The sequence below is a fragment of the Burkholderia sp. 9775_39 genome (assembly GCF_015712225.1).
Lineage (GTDB): Bacteria > Pseudomonadota > Gammaproteobacteria > Burkholderiales > Burkholderiaceae > Burkholderia > Burkholderia cenocepacia.
In genome coordinates this window covers 142,116-157,799 of record NZ_JACCQC010000018.1, presented here as the reverse complement: position 1 = coordinate 157,799, position 15,684 = coordinate 142,116, and the positions used below count along the sequence as shown (strand labels likewise).

Below are 15,684 nucleotides of genomic sequence, written 5' to 3'. Positions count from 1 at the left end.
GGCGGGGTGCGGCGAAGGTGCCGCGGCAGGTGTCGCAAAACCGGCGCGTCGACGCTCCGGCGCAGCGATACGGCCCGGCGCGCGTCGCGCGGGCCGCGTCGGCGGATCGTCAGTGCGCGCCGGCCTTCGGCTTGCGCGGCGCCTTTTCGAACAGGCGGTCGTACAGCCAGCGCGGCAGCACGTGCAGCACCTTCGCGACGACGCCCATCTGCCACGGAATCACGCGGAACGCGTGCTGCCGGGCGATCGCCTGCGCCGCCCGTGCGGCGAAGCGGTCGGCGTCCATCAGGAACGGCATCCGGTACGGGTTGTGCGCGGTCATCGGCGTGCGAATGTAGCCGGGCGCGATCGTCACGACGCCGACGCCGGCCGGACGCAGCTCGACGCGCAGCGCTTCGAGATACTTGATCGCGGCCGACTTCGACGCGCTGTACGCGCCGGAGCCGGGCAGCCCGCGCACGCCGGCGACGCTCGCGACGCCGACCAGCGTGCCGTGGCGCGCGGCCGTCATCGGGCCGACGAACGGCTCGAACGTCGCGACCATCCCGTAGTAGTTGATGTCCATCACGTCGCGGAACGCCGCGAGATCGCCCTGGCCCGTGACGGCGCCCTGGCTGATGCCTGCGTTCGCGATCACGACGTCCGGGCAGCCGTGCCTCGCGATGAACGACGCGGCGGCCGTCGCGAGCGCATCGGCGTCGCGCACGTCGGCGGAATAGACGGAGATGGACAGCTTCGGGAAACGCCGCGCGAACGCATCGAGTGCATCGGTGCGCCGCGCGACGAGCGCGAGCGTGGCGCCCTGGCGGGCGTATTCCTCGGCCATCGCGAGGCCGAGGCCGCTCGACGCGCCGGTGATGAAGACCTTCAGCGGAGTAGTCATGCCGGCGCGCGGGCGGGGATCAGAGCTTCTTGTCCTGGACCTGCTTCACGAGGAAGTCGAGCACCTGGGCGGTACCCGGGATGCTGTTCGTGTAAGCGGGGCCCGTCTTGTACTTGCCTTGGACGACGACCGTCGGCACGCCGTCGATCGCGTAGTCCTTCAGCAGCTTGGCCGACTGGTTCACCTCGCCCTGCACGCTGAACGAGTTGTACGCGTCCATGAACTTCTTCTTGTCGACGCCCTGCGTGGCCAGGAAGTCGGCCTGCGCCTGCGGCGTCAGCAGGTAGTTCTTCTGCTTGTGGATCGCGTTGAAGATCGCCGGCGTGACCTTCTCGGAGATGCCGAGCGCGGACACCGCGTAGTACAGCTTCGAGTGCGGGACGAAATCGTCACGGAATGCGACCGGCACGCGCTTGAAGTCGATGTTGTTGCCCTGCTTCTTCACCCAGGCCTCGATCGTCGGCTCGAATTCGTAGCAGTGCGGGCAGCCGTACCAGAAGAACTCGATCACCTCGACCTTGCCGGCCGGCGCGGATACCGGCTGCGGCGACTTCATCACCTCGAAGTCCTTGCCGGCGGCCGGTGCGGCGGGCGAAGCCTGTGCGAGGCCGGCGGCCAGGCCCAGGGACAGAAGGAGCGTGCTAAGCAGTTTTTTCATGTTGTGAACGTCGAATCAGTTGCTCGGGTTACGGAACGTAGCGGGTTCTGCGTGGGCTCGGCCGGTTGGCTTACTGCTTCGTGAAGCGGATCACCGCCGTGTCGACACCTGCATCGGACAGGCGCTGACGGGCCGAGTTCATATCCTCGAACTTCGAGAACGGGCCGACGCGCACGCGGAAATAGGTCACGCCGCTGACGTCGCGCTTCGACACCTTCGATTCGAAGCCCTGGAAGCCGAGGCGCGCGCGCTGCTGCTCGGCATCGCCTTCCGTCTTGTATGCGCCGACCTGCAGGAAGTAGCCGGTGTTCGCGTCGTTCGCGGTCGGCGGCTTCGCTGCCGCTGCGGCCGTGGCCGACGAGGTCGGCTTCGGCGTGTTCGCGGCCTGCTGCTGTTGCTGCTGCTTTTGCGCGGCGGCCTGCTGCGCCTGCTTCTGCGCGGCGAAGCGGGCGAGGTCGTCCTCGCCGCCTTGCTGCTGTTGCTGCGCCTGTTGCGTCTTCTTCGGCGGCGGCGTGGTGTCGGCCGGCTTCGGCGCGACGGCGACGCCGTTGCCCGACGACGGAGTGTTCGACGCGGTGGTGTTGCTCGAGCCGGTCGCGCCGTTCGTGTTACCCGACGGCGGCACTTCGACGATCTGCGGTTCGGGCAGCAGGCCGCCCTGGGTCTGGTTCGCGGCCTGGCCCGGCGCCGTGTTCGGCGGGGCGGGCTGCGCGGCCTGCGGCACCGGCTGGCCAGGCGTCTTGCCCTGCAGCGCGCGGTTCGGATCGAACTGCTGCGGCTGGCTTGCGCCGTTGTCGGCCGGCGGCGGCGCGACCTTCGATACGAACGGCGACGGCGAACGCGTGATATAGAGCGCCACCACCACGGCGATCGCGAGGCCGACGATCAGGCCCAGCACGATTCCAAGAAATGTCCCTCCGGCTTGTTTCGATTGCTTCGAAGTTCGGCGTGGTTGTGCCATTGCTTGAGTCACCTGCAAAAAGAATCGTGAAAAGGCCGAGGCAGGCTCTCCTGCGGCGGGCGCTGCCGCGGCCATTCGCTGCCCGGTTCGGGGCCGCGCTTACATCCTTACATCTTGGCGGGTGCGGACACGCCGAGCACCGCCAGGCCGTTCTCGAGCACCTGCCGGGTCGCGGCGAGCAGCGCGGCGCGCGCATTGCGCGGCGCTGCGTCGTCGACCAGCACGCGCTCCGCATTGTAGAACGAGTGGAATTCGCCAGCGAGATCGCGCAGGTAGAACGCGACTGCGTGCGGCGCCAGCTCGTTCGCCGCGTGCGTGAGCATGTCCGGATACTCGGCCAGCTTCTGCATCAGCGATGTCGCCTGCGCGCTCGTCAGTTGCGACAGGTCGGCGCCCGGCAGTTGCGCGACGTCGACGTTGTAGCGCGACTTCAGTTCGTTGAGCACCGAGCAGATCCGCGCATGCGCGTACTGGACGTAATAGACCGGGTTTTCGTCGTTCTGTTTCAGCGCGAGGTCGATGTCGAACACGAACTCGGTATCGGCCTTGCGCGAGATCAGGAAGAAACGCACCGCGTCGCGGCCGCGCGTGATGGTCGCCTCGTCGATCAGGTCGGGGGCCGCTTCCTGGCCCGCCGCCGCGCCGCCCGACCATTCGATCAGGTCGCGCACCGTCACGTAGCTGCCCGCGCGTTTCGAGATCTTCACTTCCTGGCCGTCGCGCATCACCGTGACCATCTTGTGCAGCACGTAGTCGGGATAGCCCTTCGGGATCCCGATGTGCAGCCCCTGCAGGCCGGCGCGCACGCGCGCGATCGTGCCGTGGTGGTCCGAACCCTGGATGTTGATCACCTTCGTGAAGCCGCGCTCCCACTTCGTCACGTGGTACGCGACGTCCGGCACGAAGTACGTGTACGTGCCGTCCGACTTGCGCATCACGCGATCCTTGTCGTCGCCTTCGTCGGTCGTGCGCAGCCACAGCGCGCCGTCCTGCTCGTAGGTCATGCCGGCCTTGACCAGCGCGTCGACCGTCTTCTCGACGCGACCTTCGCTGTACAGCGACGATTCGAGGTAGTACTGGTCGAATTTCACGCCGAACGCCTGCAGGTCCATGTCCTGCTCGCGACGCAGGTAGGTGACCGCGAACTTGCGGATCGCGTCGAGATCCTCGACGTCGCCCGTGCCCTTGACCGGCTCGCCGTCCGAGGCGGCGACCGTTTCGCAGTTCAGGTAGTCGCGCGCGATGTCGGCGATGTACTCGCCGTTGTACGCGGCTTCCGGCCAGCCCGCGTCGCCCGGCTTCAGGCCGCGCGCGCGCGCCTGCGTCGAGATCGCCAGGTTGCCGATCTGCACGCCCGCGTCGTTGTAGTAGAACTCGCGGTGCACCGCGTAGCCCTGGCTCGCGATCACGTTCGCGAGCACGTCGCCGAGCGCGGCCTGGCGGCCGTGGCCGACGTGCAGCGGGCCGGTCGGGTTGGCCGACACGAATTCGAGCAGCACCTGCTTGCCCTTCTCGCGATCCGACGTGCCGAACGCGCGGCCCTGGTCGAACACGGCGGCGATCACGGCCTGCTTCGCGGCGGCCGACAGGCGCAGGTTGATGAAGCCGGGGCCGGCGATCTCGGCGGCTTCGACGAGGCCTTGCGCGGCCGGCTGCGCGGTGAGGGCGGCGACGATCTGCTCGGCGAGCTGGCGCGGGTTCGTGCCGAGCGGCTTCGCGAGCTGCATCGCGACGTTGCACGCGACGTCGCCGTGCGCGGCGACCTTCGGGCGCTCCAGCGTGATGGCCGGGGCGACGAATGCTGCGTCGGCGCCTTTCAGCGCGTGTGCGACCTGCTTGACGCTATCCGCGAGCAGGGCTTCGAGGGTCTGTTTGTGTGCTGGCAGCATGCTGGTAGAAGGCTTCGTTGGTGGCGGCCGGAAACGCCGGCCCGCCGGCACGCTTTTTAAGCGCGCGTTTCAGGGATCGCAGAATTTTAACAGGTGCTAATATGCCGCTCAGGCGGCCCGCGTCCGCGAGGCCGGACGCCGGTCTGCCGGCGTTCCCCAACCGCGCCGCGCAGGCACAACAAGATGAAAAGGGAATTGTCATGATTACGTTCAAGAGCAAGGCGGCACAGGATCTCGACGTGCTGAAGGATTTCGCCGTGTATGTGCTGGGTCTCGTCGGCAAGCAGCTGGGCGAGCGCGGTGTGATTACGCACGACGAACTGGACCACGCGATCGCCAAGCTGGAAGGCGCGGTCGCGCAGGCGAAGCAGGAACGCGCCGAGCACGCCGGCCATTTCCATGAGGACGAAGCCGACCACGCGCACCACGAAGTGCCGCCGAGCCTGGCCCAGCGCGTCGCGCCGTTCCTGACGATGCTGCGCGAAGCGAAGGCCGGCCAGGCCGACGTCCACTGGGGCTTCTGAGCTTCCCTTGCTTGGCGGATCGAAAGGTTCGCCAGACAGGAAAAAGCCCGCTTTCGAGCGGGCTTTTTCTTTTGTCTGATGAAAGTTGCGCTCAGCGGAAGGCGGGCGCGAAATCGGGGCGGCAGCGTGGCACTTGCCTTGACCGAAAGATGAAATTCCTTATAATTCAACGCAAGACTATGTGAAAGCGGGTGCGAAAACATAGCGCCGCCCGGACAACCGGGTCCCACCTGGAGTGGGTATTTCGTCGAAAGACGGAAAGAGAATCCCGCATGCGACGGCTGCCGAAAGGCGGCCGTTGGTTTTTCTACGCCCGGATCTTGCGGCCTTCCAGGCTCGCGCGCAGCAACGTGCGCAACGCGACTTTCCGGGCTTCCCGCTGGCGCCGGTTCAGGCCGCCGTCCAGCATGTAGGCCGACTGTACGCGCAGGATGAGCCGGCGTTTCCTGATCCGGTCCTTCGACACCTCGAAGAACACGGCATACACGCGTTGCGTGCCGTCCGATGCGACCGCCTCCACCGTGACGAAATTGGGTTGCCGTTCATCCGCGACGACGATCCGGCGCGTCGCCAGCCCCACGATCACGCCGCGCAACAACTCCCGTGACGCGCGATACCGGTCCGCGCAAAGCACGCGTGTCTCGCGGCCGTCGTCGTAGATCTCGCCGTCCGGAATGGTGTCGCGGCTGCGTCCGTCCCATTTGAAGCTGCGTGTGAAGCAGTGACACGAGAACAGGACAAGAACCGTCACATCGAAGCCGGTTTCCAGATCGAAGGCGAAGGTCAATGGACGCAGATGGTCCAGATCCCAGCGCTCGCCGCGGTAAATCGTCGGCGGGAACGGGCTTGCGCTGTCCGCTGGCGTTTCGGTGATCCGGATCTCGAAGGTCGACATGGCGGGAATGATTTAGAGAGAAGGGCGCGTCATGTCGCCCACGCGCGTTGGCCCGAAAGCTCGGCGTTACAGCGGCTTCGATCTTGATTATTGAGATTAGGTATCCTGATGAATTGAGCTGTTGTGCGACGCGCCCCTGGATCGGGGCGCGTGGCGATGGAAACGGTAGGTCGACGCGGTTACAGTTGCGGCGCGAGCGCGCGACGTGCGTCGTCGAGCGACAGCGCCATGCGCCGCGCATAGTCCTCGAGCTGATCCTGCCCGATTTTGCCGACCGAGAAGTAGCGGCTGTCCGGATGCGCGAGGTAGAAGCCCGACACGCTCGCGGCCGGCAGCATCGCCAGCGAGTCGGTCACGCTCATGCCGATCTCGTCCGCGTGCAGCACGTCGAACATGTCGCGCTTCACGAGGTGGTCCGGGCAGGCCGGGTAGCCGGGCGCCGGGCGGATGCCCGCGTACTTCTCGGCGATCAGCGCGTCGTTGTCGAGCGTCTCGCCGCTCGCATAGCCCCACAGCTCGCGCCGCACGCGCGCGTGCATCGCTTCGGCGAACGCTTCGGCGAAACGGTCGGCGAGCGCCTTCAGCATGATCGCGCTGTAGTCGTCGTGGTCGGCTTCGAACTGCTTTTCCTTCGCGTCGACGCCGAGGCCGGCCGTCACCGCGAACATCCCGATGTAGTCGGCCACACCCGATTCCTTCGGCGCGATGAAATCGGCGAGCGAGCGGTTCGGCCGCATCACGCCGTCGACCACCGGGCGCACGCTCTGCTGGCGCAGGTTGCGCCACGTGAGCAGCACCTCGGAGCGCGACTCGTCGCTGTAGATCTCGATGTCGTCGTCGTTGACGGTGTTCGCCGGCAGCAGCGCGATCACGCCGTTCGCGGTCAGCCAGCGGCCCTGGATCAGGCGCGCGAGCATCGACTTGGCGTCGGAGAACACGCGCCGCGCCGATTCGCCGACGATCTCGTCGTTCAGGATCGCCGGATACGGGCCCGCGAGATCCCAGGTCTGGAAGAACGGACCCCAGTCGATGTAGTTCGCGAGCTCGTTCAGGTCGTAGTTCCTGAACACGCGGCGGCCGATGAACTTCGGCTTGACCGGCTGGTAGCCGGCCCAGTCGATCTTGGTCTTGTTCGCGCGCGCGTCGGCGAGCGTGACCATCGGCTGCTGCTTGCGGTTCGCGTGCTGGTCGCGGATGCGTTCGTAGTCGGACTTCAGCTCGTCGAGATACTTCGCCGCGCCTTCGTCGGACAGCAGGTTCGACGCGACCGACACCGAGCGCGACGCATCCGGCACGTAGACGACCGGGCCTTCGTAGTGCGGCGCGATCTTCACCGCCGTGTGCACGCGCGACGTCGTGGCGCCGCCGATCAGCAGCGGAATCTTCTTCACGCGGAAGTAGTCGTCGCGCTGCATTTCGGACGCGACGTACGCCATTTCCTCGAGGCTCGGCGTGATGAGGCCCGACAGCCCGATGATGTCCGCGCCTTCGACCTTCGCCTTCGCCAGGATCTCGTTGCACGGGACCATCACGCCCATGTTGACCACTTCGAAGTTGTTGCACTGGAGCACGACCGACACGATGTTCTTGCCGATGTCGTGCACGTCGCCCTTCACGGTCGCGATGACGATCTTGCCCTTCGCGCGCACGTCGCCGCCCGCTTCCGCGAGCAGCCGCTTTTCTTCCTCGATGAACGGGATCAGGTGCGCGACCGCCTGCTTCATCACGCGCGCCGACTTCACGACCTGCGGCAGGAACATCTTGCCCTGGCCGAACAGGTCGCCGACGATGTTCATCCCGTCCATCAGCGGGCCTTCGATCACGTTGATCGGACGGCCGCCGGCCGCGGCGATCTTCGCGCGCACTTCTTCGGTATCCTCGACGATGAAGGTCGTGATGCCGTGCACCAGCGCGTGCGAGAGCCGCTTCTCGACCGGCTGGTTGCGCCACTCGAGGTTCTCTTCCTTCTTCGCGCCGCCCACCTTGAACTTGTCGGCGATCTCGAGCAGGCGATCGGTCGAATCCGCGCGGCGGTTCAGGATCACGTCCTCGACGCGCTCGCGCAGCTCCGCGTCGAGATCGGCGTACACGCCGAGCTGGCCCGCGTTCACGATGCCCATGTCCATCCCGGCCTGGATCGCGTGATACAGGAACACGGTGTGGATCGCCTCGCGCACCGGGTCGTTGCCGCGGAACGAGAACGACACGTTCGACACGCCGCCGCTCACCTTCGCATGCGGCAGGTTCTGCTTGATCCAGCGGGTCGCCTCGATGAAGTCGACCGCGTAGTTGTTGTGCTCCTCGATGCCCGTCGCGACCGCGAAGATGTTCGGGTCGAAGATGATGTCTTCCGGCGGGAAGCCGACTTCGTTCACGAGGAAGTCGTACGAGCGCTTGCAGATCTCGGTCTTGCGCGCGTAGGTATCGGCCTGGCCGGTCTCGTCGAACGCCATCACGACCGCGGCCGCGCCGTAGCGGCGGATCAGGTTCGCGTGGTGGCGGAACGCGTCCTCGCCTTCCTTCAGCGAGATCGAGTTCACGATCGCCTTGCCCTGCACGCACTTGAGGCCGGCTTCGATCACGTCCCACTTCGACGAGTCGATCATGATCGGCACGCGCGCGATGTCCGGCTCCGACGCGATCAGGTTCAGGAAGCGCACCATCGCCGCCTTCGAATCGAGCATCGCCTCGTCCATGTTGACGTCGATCACCTGTGCGCCGTTCTCGACCTGCTGGCGCGCGACGGCGAGCGCCTCGTCGAACTGGCCGTTGAGGATCATCCGTGCGAACGCCTTCGAGCCGGTGACGTTGGTGCGTTCACCGACGTTGATGAAGAGCGTCCCGGGCGTGACGTTGAACGGCTCGAGGCCGGCAAGGCGCATCATGTGATCGGTCATGGCGGTGCGAATTCTTTTGAGGAAGGACGTGGGGCGGTCGGGTCAGGCGTTGTCGCTGTACTGGTTCGGCCAGCGGCGCGGCTTCACGCCGGCGAGCGCCTTCGCGATCTCGGCGATGTGCTCGGGCGTCGTGCCGCAGCAGCCGCCCGCGAGGTTCACGAGCCCGGCCTGCGCGAACTCCTTCAGCAGGCCCGACGTGACATCGGGGGTTTCGTCGAAACCGGTGTCGCTCATCGGGTTCGGCAGGCCCGCGTTCGGGTAGCACGACACGTAGGTGTCGCACAGCTTCGCGAGCTCGGCGATGTACGGGCGCATCAGCGCCGCGCCGAGCGCGCAGTTCAGGCCGAACGTGAGCGGCTTCGCGTGGCGCAGCGAATTCCAGAACGCCTCGACGGTCTGGCCCGACAGGATCCGGCCCGACGCATCGGTGACGGTGCCCGAGATCATGATCGGCAGGCGCTCGCCGGTGTCCTCGAACAGCTCGTCGAGCGCGAACAGCGCGGCCTTGGCGTTCAGCGTGTCGAAGATCGTCTCGACGAGGAACAGGTCGACGCCGCCGTCGAGCAGCGCCTTCGCCTGCTGGTAGTACGCCGTGCGCAGCTCGTCGAACGTGACGTTGCGGGCGCCCGGATCGTTGACGTCCGGCGAGATGCTGGCCGTCTTCGGCGTCGGTCCGATCGCGCCGGCGACGAAGCGCGGCTTGTCCGGCGTCGCGTATTTCGCGGCCGATTCGCGCGCGAGCTTCGCCGATGCGACGTTCATCTCGACGACGAGATCTTCCATCCCGTAGTCGGCCTGCGCGACGGTCGTCGCGCCGAACGTGTTGGTTTCGACGATGTCGGCGCCGGCCGCGAAGTACTGATCGTGGATCTCGCGGATGATCTGCGGCTGCGTGAGCGACAGCAGCTCGTTGTTGCCCTTGACGTCGCGCGGGAAATCCTTGAAGCGCTCGCCGCGATACGCGGCTTCGTCGAGCTTGTAGCGCTGGATCATCGTGCCCATCGCGCCGTCGAGGATCAGGATGCGCGATTTCAGCAGCGCGGGCAGGGCGGCGCCGCGCGTGTAGCGCGCGTCGAGCGGGGTGGAAGCGGCGAGGGGAGTCGCAGACATGGGCGGAAGACCGGCGAAGACGGAAAACCGTCATTGTAGCCGGTGCGTCAAGCGGTCGCCGACCCTCGCCGCGCCGGCCGGACGGCCCGTCAAATGAAAGCCCCCGCAGGCGAACCGGACGGGGGCAGGATCGGAGTGCACGCGGCGCCGCGTCGATGCGCGGCGAATGGCCCGGCCGCGTGACGCGCCGGGCCGCGAGTCGTCAGTGCAGCACGACGGGCATCATCATCAGACTGTCGAATTGTCCGAGGAATTCGTCGACTTCGTCGAGCGACGGTTCATCCTCGATCAGCTGCTTCACGTGCGCGCGGAATCGTTCGGCAAGTTCGCCGTCGATGAAGATTTCGCGCTGCGCGTTCTTGTCGACGATTTCGTATCCGCCGGCATTCATCAGGTGATGGCCGGCCTGCGGCGCAAATTCGACGACGCAGTAGTTGGGGCTGTTGTAGATCATTTGCATGGCGGCACTCCTCTTCGCAGTGGCATCTGGCCTTGTTGTCCCCTAGGTGGGGCGAGCCTTGCCGGTTTCAAGGGGCTTGCGCTGCACACCCCGTTCTCCCGTTTGCGTGGGGTGTATCGGTTAGAAGCCGATGTCTATCAAACGTTTCTCATTGTGAGCCGGTGGACTGAAATAGTTGTTAAATAGTTGTTAAAGAGTGTCATCGGCCATTTCCGGGAAATCTGTAATCGGTCGAAATTGCCGATTGGCCTGCATTCATTCGCGTTCACTGTGTGACAGTCGACGAGGCCGGTGGTTGCATCGTCGCGGGCGGTGCCGATGGTGCCGGTTCCGCAGGCGGCGCAGGCGATGCATCGGGTGTCGGAGCCGCGGCAGGCGCGTTCGTTGCGCCGCCGGACGGGGCGACATCGGCAGGCACGCTCGGTGCGGCGAGGCGGCCGTGCCACAGCAGCTCGATCTGCGCCCCGTTCGGCTCGCTCTGCACGAGTCGCGCGGGCAGCCAGCCGAGCGACGGCGCGAGCCACATGTCGATGCGGCGCGTGTCGCCGTCGCGGCGCGGCAGGCGCATGAAGTGCCGCGCCGCGATGATGCCGGCCTGCGTCTGCACCTGCTCGTCGCCGATCACGGTGATCGGCCAGGTCTCGCCGCTGTTGTTGTCGATCACGAAGAACTGCTGCGTGACGCCCGGCTTGTAGGCGGCGGGATTGCCGCGCACGAGCCCCGACAACTGCATCAGCATGCTGAAGCGGTCCTGCACGCCGTCGGGCAGCGGCGCGTTGTTCGGCGTGCGCGTGAACACGACTTGCCGGATCTCGCGGTTGAAGATCGCGATGTCTTCGGGCCGCTTGCCGCGCTTCTCGACGTAACGGTCGGGCGCGACGCCGAACGCATCGATGCGGCCTTCGCTGCGATAGGTGAACGGGCCGACGAACGGCACGGGCATCGACACCGACAGGTCGTACGTGTGCCCGTCGGTGCGCCAGTGGATCGTGCCGATCATGTTCTGCATGCCGTTGTAGAACGTGTCGTACTGCAGGTCGCCGGACGGCGGCGCGGCGAACTTCACGCCGCTCGTCGCGGGGCCGGGTGTCGCGGCGCTGGCGCCCGCGGCCGACGCGGCGTGCGCGGCCGAGGCGCCCGAAGCCCCCGGTGTGCCGCTCGCAGCGGACGCGGCCGCCGCCGGCGGTTCGCCGTGCTCGGCCGTCTGCGTCGACGTGAGGACCGGCTCCTGCGACGGCGCGGATTTCGGCGGGGCGGCCTTGGGCGCGGCCGGACGTTCGACCGGTTTCGGCGCCGGCGGGGCCGGCTGACGCTCGATCGGTTGCGGTTTCAGCAGCTCGATCTGCACCGGGATCTCCGTGGCCGGCGGCGGCGTGAACGATTCGCGGTTGCGCATCAGCCAGAACCCGGCGAGCGCATGCAGCACCAGCACGGCGACGAGCGCGACGCCCACGCGCAGCCAGCGGCGGGGCAGGGCGTGACGCGGGCGAAGATCGGCAGGCTGCATGGGCATCGGAACAGGGTCGGGGGCGCTGGCGTGACGTCGGGCGCGGCGCGCGCCACAGGAATCGGACCGTCGGATGCGCCGCGCGTTCGCGATGCGTGACGTGGCGTGAACCGGATGCGTCAGGCGTCGCGTGCGTCGGGACTATAGCCGAGTTCGTAAGACAGTTTCTGCGCGCAGGCGCGCAGCGCGGTGTCGATCTCGCCGCCCCATGCGATGTCGAACGAGCCTTCCTGGCCGAGCGCGACGATCGCGAGCGCGAGTTCGCCGACCGCGTCGAACACCGGCATGCAGAACGCATGGATCGTCGGCAGCAGCATCCCTTCGACGCGCGCGGCCTGGTGCTGGCGCACGTCGGCGAGCACCGTCTCGACTTCGTCGAGCGTGCGCGGGCCGCCGTGGTGCGGCGAGCGGCGCGTATCGGCGAGTTCGCGCTCCAGCATCGCGGCGGTCTTGCTGCGCGGCAGGTATGCGGCGAACAGCAGGCCCGTCGCGGAGCCGAGCAGCGGCATCACGTCGCCGAGCTTCAGCGACGCCTTCGCCGGATGGCTCGATTCCATCCAGTGCACGATCGTCGGCCCCTGGTTGCCCCACACCGCGATACCGACCGTCTGGTCGAGGCGGTCGCGGAATTCGGTGAGCGCGATCCGCGCGAGCTTCACGCCGTCGACGCGCGCGAGCCGCGCGAGCCCCATCTGCAGCGCGAAGCCGCCCAGCTCGTAGCGGCCCGAGACCGGGTCCTGCGACACGACGCCGAGCCGCGAGAAGCTGACCAGATAGCGATGCGCCTTCGCCGGGCTCATGCCCGCGCGCTGCGCGAGATCGCGCAGCATCATCGCGCGCGGCTCGCTCGTCAGCACGTCGAGCAGGCGGAAGCCGACCTCGATCGACTGGATGCCGGAGCGGACCTTCTCGCCGGCTTCGCCGGAGGCGGCGTCGTCGGTATCGGAGTCGGCGAGATCGTCGTCGGGAAGCGGGCTGGCGGGCATGGGCAGCGGGTGCGCGAAAAGGCGACAGGAAACGGGGCGAAAACGGCGTGCGCGATCGCGGCGCGCCGCAGGGATTCACCATCGTAAAATAGATTCCCTCCATCGTCACTACAACGGCAGATCCCCCTATGAAACTTGCTTCGCTGAAGGACGGCACGCGCGACGGCCAGCTGATCGTCGTGTCGCGCGACCTGCACACCGCGGCGATTGCCGATGCGATCGCGCCGACGCTGCAGCGCGTCCTCGACGACTGGGCGTTCTACGCGCCGCAACTGCGCGACCTGTACGACGCGCTGAACCACGGCCGCGCGCGCAACGCGTTCGCGTTCGACCCGGCCAACTGCATGGCGCCGCTGCCGCGCGCGTTCCAGTGGGCCGACGGCTCCGCGTACGTGAATCACGTCGAGCTCGTGCGCCGTGCGCGCGGCGCGGAGATGCCGCCCGAGTTCTGGACCGATCCGCTGATGTACCAGGGCGGCAGCGACGATTTCCTGGGCGCGCGCGACGACGTCGTGTGCCCGTCCGAGGAATGGGGCATCGATTTCGAGGCGGAAGTCGCGGTGATCACCGGCGACGTGCCGATGAGCGCGTCGCCCGACGACGCGCTGAAGGCCGTGCGGCTCGTCACGCTCGTGAACGACGTGTCGCTGCGCAACCTGATTCCGGCCGAACTCGCGAAGGGTTTCGGCTTCTTCCAGAGCAAGCCGGCCACCGTGTTCGCGCCGGTCGCCGTCACGCCCGACGAGCTCGGCGACGCGTGGCGCGAAGGCCGCGTGCACCGCCCGATGATCGTCCACTGGAACGGCAAGAAGGTCGGCCAGCCCGATGCGGGCACCGACATGGTGTTCCACTTCGGCCAGTTGATCGCGCACGCGGCGAAGACGCGCAACCTGCGTGCCGGCTCGATCGTCGGCTCCGGTACGGTCTCGAACAAGGACGCGAAGCGCGGCTACTGCTGCATCGCCGAGAAGCGCTGCCTCGAGACGATCGAGCACGGCGCGCCGCAGACCGAATTCATGCGCTACGGCGACACCGTGCGCATCGAGATGTTCGACGCGGCCGGCAAGTCGATCTTCGGCGCGATCGAGCAGTCGGTCGCGCCGCCCGACGGCGCGGCGTAAGCGGCGCGGGGCAAGCAACGCAGCGGCGAAACCCGGCTTCGGCCCGCGCGCCGGGTTTCGCCCGATGTTTGACCGCGCGGGCTTGGCTACACTCGATTCAGGCGTTCGAGCGCCTCGCACAAGGAGCAGCAGATGGCCGATCTTGCCGCGTACGGCGGTTACGAAGCACTGAAGGTGACGCGCCGCGACCATGGCGTGCTCGACATCGTGATGAGCGGCGAGGGCGCGAACCGCAGCGGCCTCGCGACCGCGAACGCGCGCATGCATCGCGAGCTCGCCGACATCTGGCGCGACGTCGATCGCGATCCCGACACGCGCGTCGCGGTGATCCGCGGCGAAGGCAAGGGCTTTTCGGCGGGCGGCGATCTCGCGCTCGTCGAGGACATGGCGAACGATTTCGACGTGCGCGCCCGCGTGTGGCGCGAGGCGCGCGACCTCGTCTACAACGTGATCAATTGCAGCAAGCCGATCGTGTCGGCGATGCATGGCCCGGCCGTCGGCGCGGGGCTCGTCGCCGGGCTGCTCGCCGACATCTCGATCGCCGCGAAGGATGCGCGCATCATCGACGGCCACACGCGGCTCGGCGTCGCGGCCGGCGACCACGCGGCGATCGTGTGGCCGCTCTTGTGCGGGATGGCGAAGGCGAAGTACTACCTGATGCTGTGCGAGCCCGTGAGCGGCGAGGAGGCCGAGCGGATCGGCCTGGTGTCGCTCGCGGTCGAGCCGGCCGACCTGCTGCCGAAGGCATACGAAGTGGCCGAGCGGCTCGCGCACGGTTCGCAGTCGGCGATCCGCTGGACCAAGTACGCGCTGAACAACTGGCTGCGCACGGCCGGCCCGACCTTCGATACGTCGCTCGCGCTCGAATTCATGGGTTTTTCGGGGCCCGACGTGCAGGAGGGCATCCGTTCGCTGCGCGAGCGGCGCCCGCCCGCGTTCCCCGGCGACGCGCCGTTCTGACGTGCGCGCTATGATCGAATCACGCGCGGCTGCGCGACGCACGGCGGCCGCCTCGCTCCCCCAGTCAACCAGGATGCCCGTATGACGACCGATGCCTCCGGCGCCAACCCTTTCGCCGGCTTTGCCGGGTTCCAGCCCGCCGACATGATGGACCGGATGTGGGACATGATCCGGATGTCGCCGTTCGGCGGGATGGCGCCGTTTCCGGGCGCCACGCACGGGCTGCCGCCGTCGCTGTCGAGCATGTCCGACATGATGTCGCCGCTCACGAACGTCGAGGAGCTCGACAAGCGGATCACCGATCTGCGCGCGGTCGAGCAATGGCTGAAGCTCAATCTCGGGATGCTGCAGTCCGCGATCCAGGCGCTCGAGGTGCAGCGCGCGACGCTCGCGACGCTGCGTGCGTTCGGCGCGTTCGCGCAAAGCTCGATGTCGGCGGCCGAGGAAGCGGCCGTGGCCGCCGCCCAGGCCGCGAAGCCCGCGTCGGCGGGCGAGCCCGCGCCCGATGCCGCGGCGTCCGCGGGGGATGCGCCGGCGGGCGACCCCGCGCAGCAGCCGTTCGATCCGGCCGGCTGGTGGAACCTGCTGCAGACGCAATTCAATCAGCTCGCGAGCCTCGCGATGGCGCAGCCGGGCATGCAGCCTGCCGCGCCGGGCGCCGCGCCGCCGGACGCCGCCGCGCCGGAGCCGGCCGCGAAGCCGGCCGGGGTCGCTGCCGCGCCGCGCAAGCCCGCCGCGAAGCGCGCGAAGCCGTCCGGTTCGGCCGCGGCGCGCGCGGCGGCCGCTTCGTCGCCCGAAACGCGTCCGCCGAAGCGCTCGACGTGATGCGGCGC

The 15,684-nt window shown here is 67.7% G+C and carries 14 protein-coding genes; 4 read left to right on the top strand and 10 right to left on the bottom strand.

The window, feature by feature from the left end; genetic code table 11:
• Window positions 1–109 precede the first annotated feature (109 nt).
• The 4 genes from H0X90_RS23875 to argS form a co-directional block, all read right to left on the bottom strand.
• Window positions 110–883: an SDR family oxidoreductase gene (locus H0X90_RS23875; RefSeq protein WP_077190372.1), complete on the bottom strand. Its 774-nt coding sequence runs from the start codon at window positions 881–883 to the stop codon at window positions 110–112.
• A 19-nt stretch (window positions 884–902) separates the two neighbouring features.
• On the bottom strand, window positions 903–1,541 hold the full coding sequence (locus H0X90_RS23870; protein ID WP_034201310.1) for a thiol:disulfide interchange protein DsbA/DsbL: 639 nt from the start codon (window positions 1,539–1,541) through the stop codon (window positions 903–905).
• Between the two features lie 70 nt (window positions 1,542–1,611).
• Window positions 1,612–2,502, bottom strand: coding sequence for an SPOR domain-containing protein (locus H0X90_RS23865; protein ID WP_034201311.1), 891 nt, complete (start codon window positions 2,500–2,502; stop codon window positions 1,612–1,614).
• A 107-nt stretch (window positions 2,503–2,609) separates the two neighbouring features.
• Window positions 2,610–4,391, bottom strand: a complete 1,782-nt coding sequence (gene argS / locus H0X90_RS23860; RefSeq protein ID WP_077190370.1) for an arginine--tRNA ligase — start codon at window positions 4,389–4,391, stop codon at window positions 2,610–2,612.
• Between the two features lie 200 nt (window positions 4,392–4,591).
• Here argS and H0X90_RS23855 point away from each other — a divergent pair, with 200 nt between their 5' ends.
• Window positions 4,592–4,915 (top strand): DUF1840 domain-containing protein, encoded by a 324-nt coding sequence (locus tag H0X90_RS23855; protein WP_006489103.1) that lies wholly within the window; start codon window positions 4,592–4,594, stop codon window positions 4,913–4,915.
• 307 nt (window positions 4,916–5,222) lie between these two features.
• Here H0X90_RS23855 and H0X90_RS23850 read toward each other — a convergent pair whose 3' ends face one another.
• The 6 genes from H0X90_RS23850 to H0X90_RS23825 all read right to left on the bottom strand — a co-directional run bounded on the left by H0X90_RS23850 (window position 5,223) and on the right by H0X90_RS23825 (window position 12,770).
• A complete protein-coding gene (locus H0X90_RS23850) occupies window positions 5,223–5,810 on the bottom strand; it encodes a hypothetical protein (RefSeq protein WP_077190369.1) in 588 nt (195 codons plus the stop codon).
• Between the two features lie 179 nt (window positions 5,811–5,989).
• A complete protein-coding gene (gene metH / locus H0X90_RS23845; protein ID WP_006495430.1) occupies window positions 5,990–8,707 on the bottom strand; it encodes a methionine synthase in 2,718 nt (905 codons plus the stop codon).
• Window positions 8,708–8,749: 42 nt separating this feature from the next.
• Window positions 8,750–9,817 carry a homocysteine S-methyltransferase family protein gene (locus tag H0X90_RS23840; RefSeq protein WP_077190367.1) on the bottom strand — a complete coding sequence of 356 codons (1,068 nt, stop codon included), beginning with the start codon at window positions 9,815–9,817 and terminating at the stop codon, window positions 8,750–8,752.
• A 202-nt stretch (window positions 9,818–10,019) separates the two neighbouring features.
• Complete coding sequence (locus tag H0X90_RS23835) at window positions 10,020–10,277, bottom strand: DUF3567 domain-containing protein (RefSeq protein ID WP_006477667.1); 258 nt, start codon at window positions 10,275–10,277, stop codon at window positions 10,020–10,022.
• Window positions 10,278–10,542: 265 nt separating this feature from the next.
• Window positions 10,543–11,790: a DUF3108 domain-containing protein gene (locus H0X90_RS23830; protein ID WP_077190366.1), complete on the bottom strand. Its 1,248-nt coding sequence runs from the start codon at window positions 11,788–11,790 to the stop codon at window positions 10,543–10,545.
• A gap of 113 nt (window positions 11,791–11,903) precedes the next feature.
• Window positions 11,904–12,770 carry an IclR family transcriptional regulator gene (locus H0X90_RS23825; RefSeq protein ID WP_077190364.1) on the bottom strand — a complete coding sequence of 289 codons (867 nt, stop codon included), beginning with the start codon at window positions 12,768–12,770 and terminating at the stop codon, window positions 11,904–11,906.
• Between the two features lie 128 nt (window positions 12,771–12,898).
• Between H0X90_RS23825 and H0X90_RS23820 the strand changes: the two genes are divergently transcribed.
• The 3 genes from H0X90_RS23820 (at window position 12,899) to H0X90_RS23810 (ending at window position 15,676) form a co-directional block, all read left to right on the top strand.
• Window positions 12,899–13,891, top strand: coding sequence for a fumarylacetoacetate hydrolase family protein (locus H0X90_RS23820; RefSeq protein ID WP_006495426.1), 993 nt, complete (start codon window positions 12,899–12,901; stop codon window positions 13,889–13,891).
• Window positions 13,892–14,023: 132 nt separating this feature from the next.
• Window positions 14,024–14,851 (top strand): enoyl-CoA hydratase/isomerase family protein, encoded by an 828-nt coding sequence (locus tag H0X90_RS23815; protein WP_006495425.1) that lies wholly within the window; start codon window positions 14,024–14,026, stop codon window positions 14,849–14,851.
• Between the two features lie 81 nt (window positions 14,852–14,932).
• Entirely contained in the window at window positions 14,933–15,676 is a 744-nt protein-coding gene (locus tag H0X90_RS23810) for a PhaM family polyhydroxyalkanoate granule multifunctional regulatory protein (protein WP_034201316.1), read from the top strand.
• The last annotated feature ends 8 nt before the right edge of the window (window positions 15,677–15,684 follow it).

Bases quoted from the DNA above. Each gene is read 5' to 3' on its own strand.
- metH (WP_006495430.1), bottom strand. From the start codon at position 8,707: ATGACCGATCACATGATGCGCCTTGCCGGCCTCGAGCCGTTCAACGTC.
- argS (WP_077190370.1), bottom strand. From the start codon at position 4,391: ATGCTGCCAGCACACAAACAGACCCTCGAAGCCCTGCTCGCGGATAGC.
- H0X90_RS23835 (WP_006477667.1), bottom strand. From the start codon at position 10,277: ATGCAAATGATCTACAACAGCCCCAACTACTGCGTCGTCGAATTTGCG.
- H0X90_RS23855 (WP_006489103.1), top strand. From the start codon at position 4,592: ATGATTACGTTCAAGAGCAAGGCGGCACAGGATCTCGACGTGCTGAAG.
- H0X90_RS23810 (WP_034201316.1), top strand. From the start codon at position 14,933: ATGACGACCGATGCCTCCGGCGCCAACCCTTTCGCCGGCTTTGCCGGG.
- H0X90_RS23820 (WP_006495426.1), top strand. From the start codon at position 12,899: ATGAAACTTGCTTCGCTGAAGGACGGCACGCGCGACGGCCAGCTGATC.
- H0X90_RS23865 (WP_034201311.1), bottom strand. From the start codon at position 2,502: ATGGCACAACCACGCCGAACTTCGAAGCAATCGAAACAAGCCGGAGGG.
- H0X90_RS23870 (WP_034201310.1), bottom strand. From the start codon at position 1,541: ATGAAAAAACTGCTTAGCACGCTCCTTCTGTCCCTGGGCCTGGCCGCC.
- H0X90_RS23825 (WP_077190364.1), bottom strand. From the start codon at position 12,770: ATGCCCGCCAGCCCGCTTCCCGACGACGATCTCGCCGACTCCGATACC.
- H0X90_RS23850 (WP_077190369.1), bottom strand. From the start codon at position 5,810: ATGTCGACCTTCGAGATCCGGATCACCGAAACGCCAGCGGACAGCGCA.
- H0X90_RS23875 (WP_077190372.1), bottom strand. From the start codon at position 883: ATGACTACTCCGCTGAAGGTCTTCATCACCGGCGCGTCGAGCGGCCTC.
- H0X90_RS23815 (WP_006495425.1), top strand. From the start codon at position 14,024: ATGGCCGATCTTGCCGCGTACGGCGGTTACGAAGCACTGAAGGTGACG.
- H0X90_RS23830 (WP_077190366.1), bottom strand. From the start codon at position 11,790: ATGCCCATGCAGCCTGCCGATCTTCGCCCGCGTCACGCCCTGCCCCGC.
- H0X90_RS23840 (WP_077190367.1), bottom strand. From the start codon at position 9,817: ATGTCTGCGACTCCCCTCGCCGCTTCCACCCCGCTCGACGCGCGCTAC.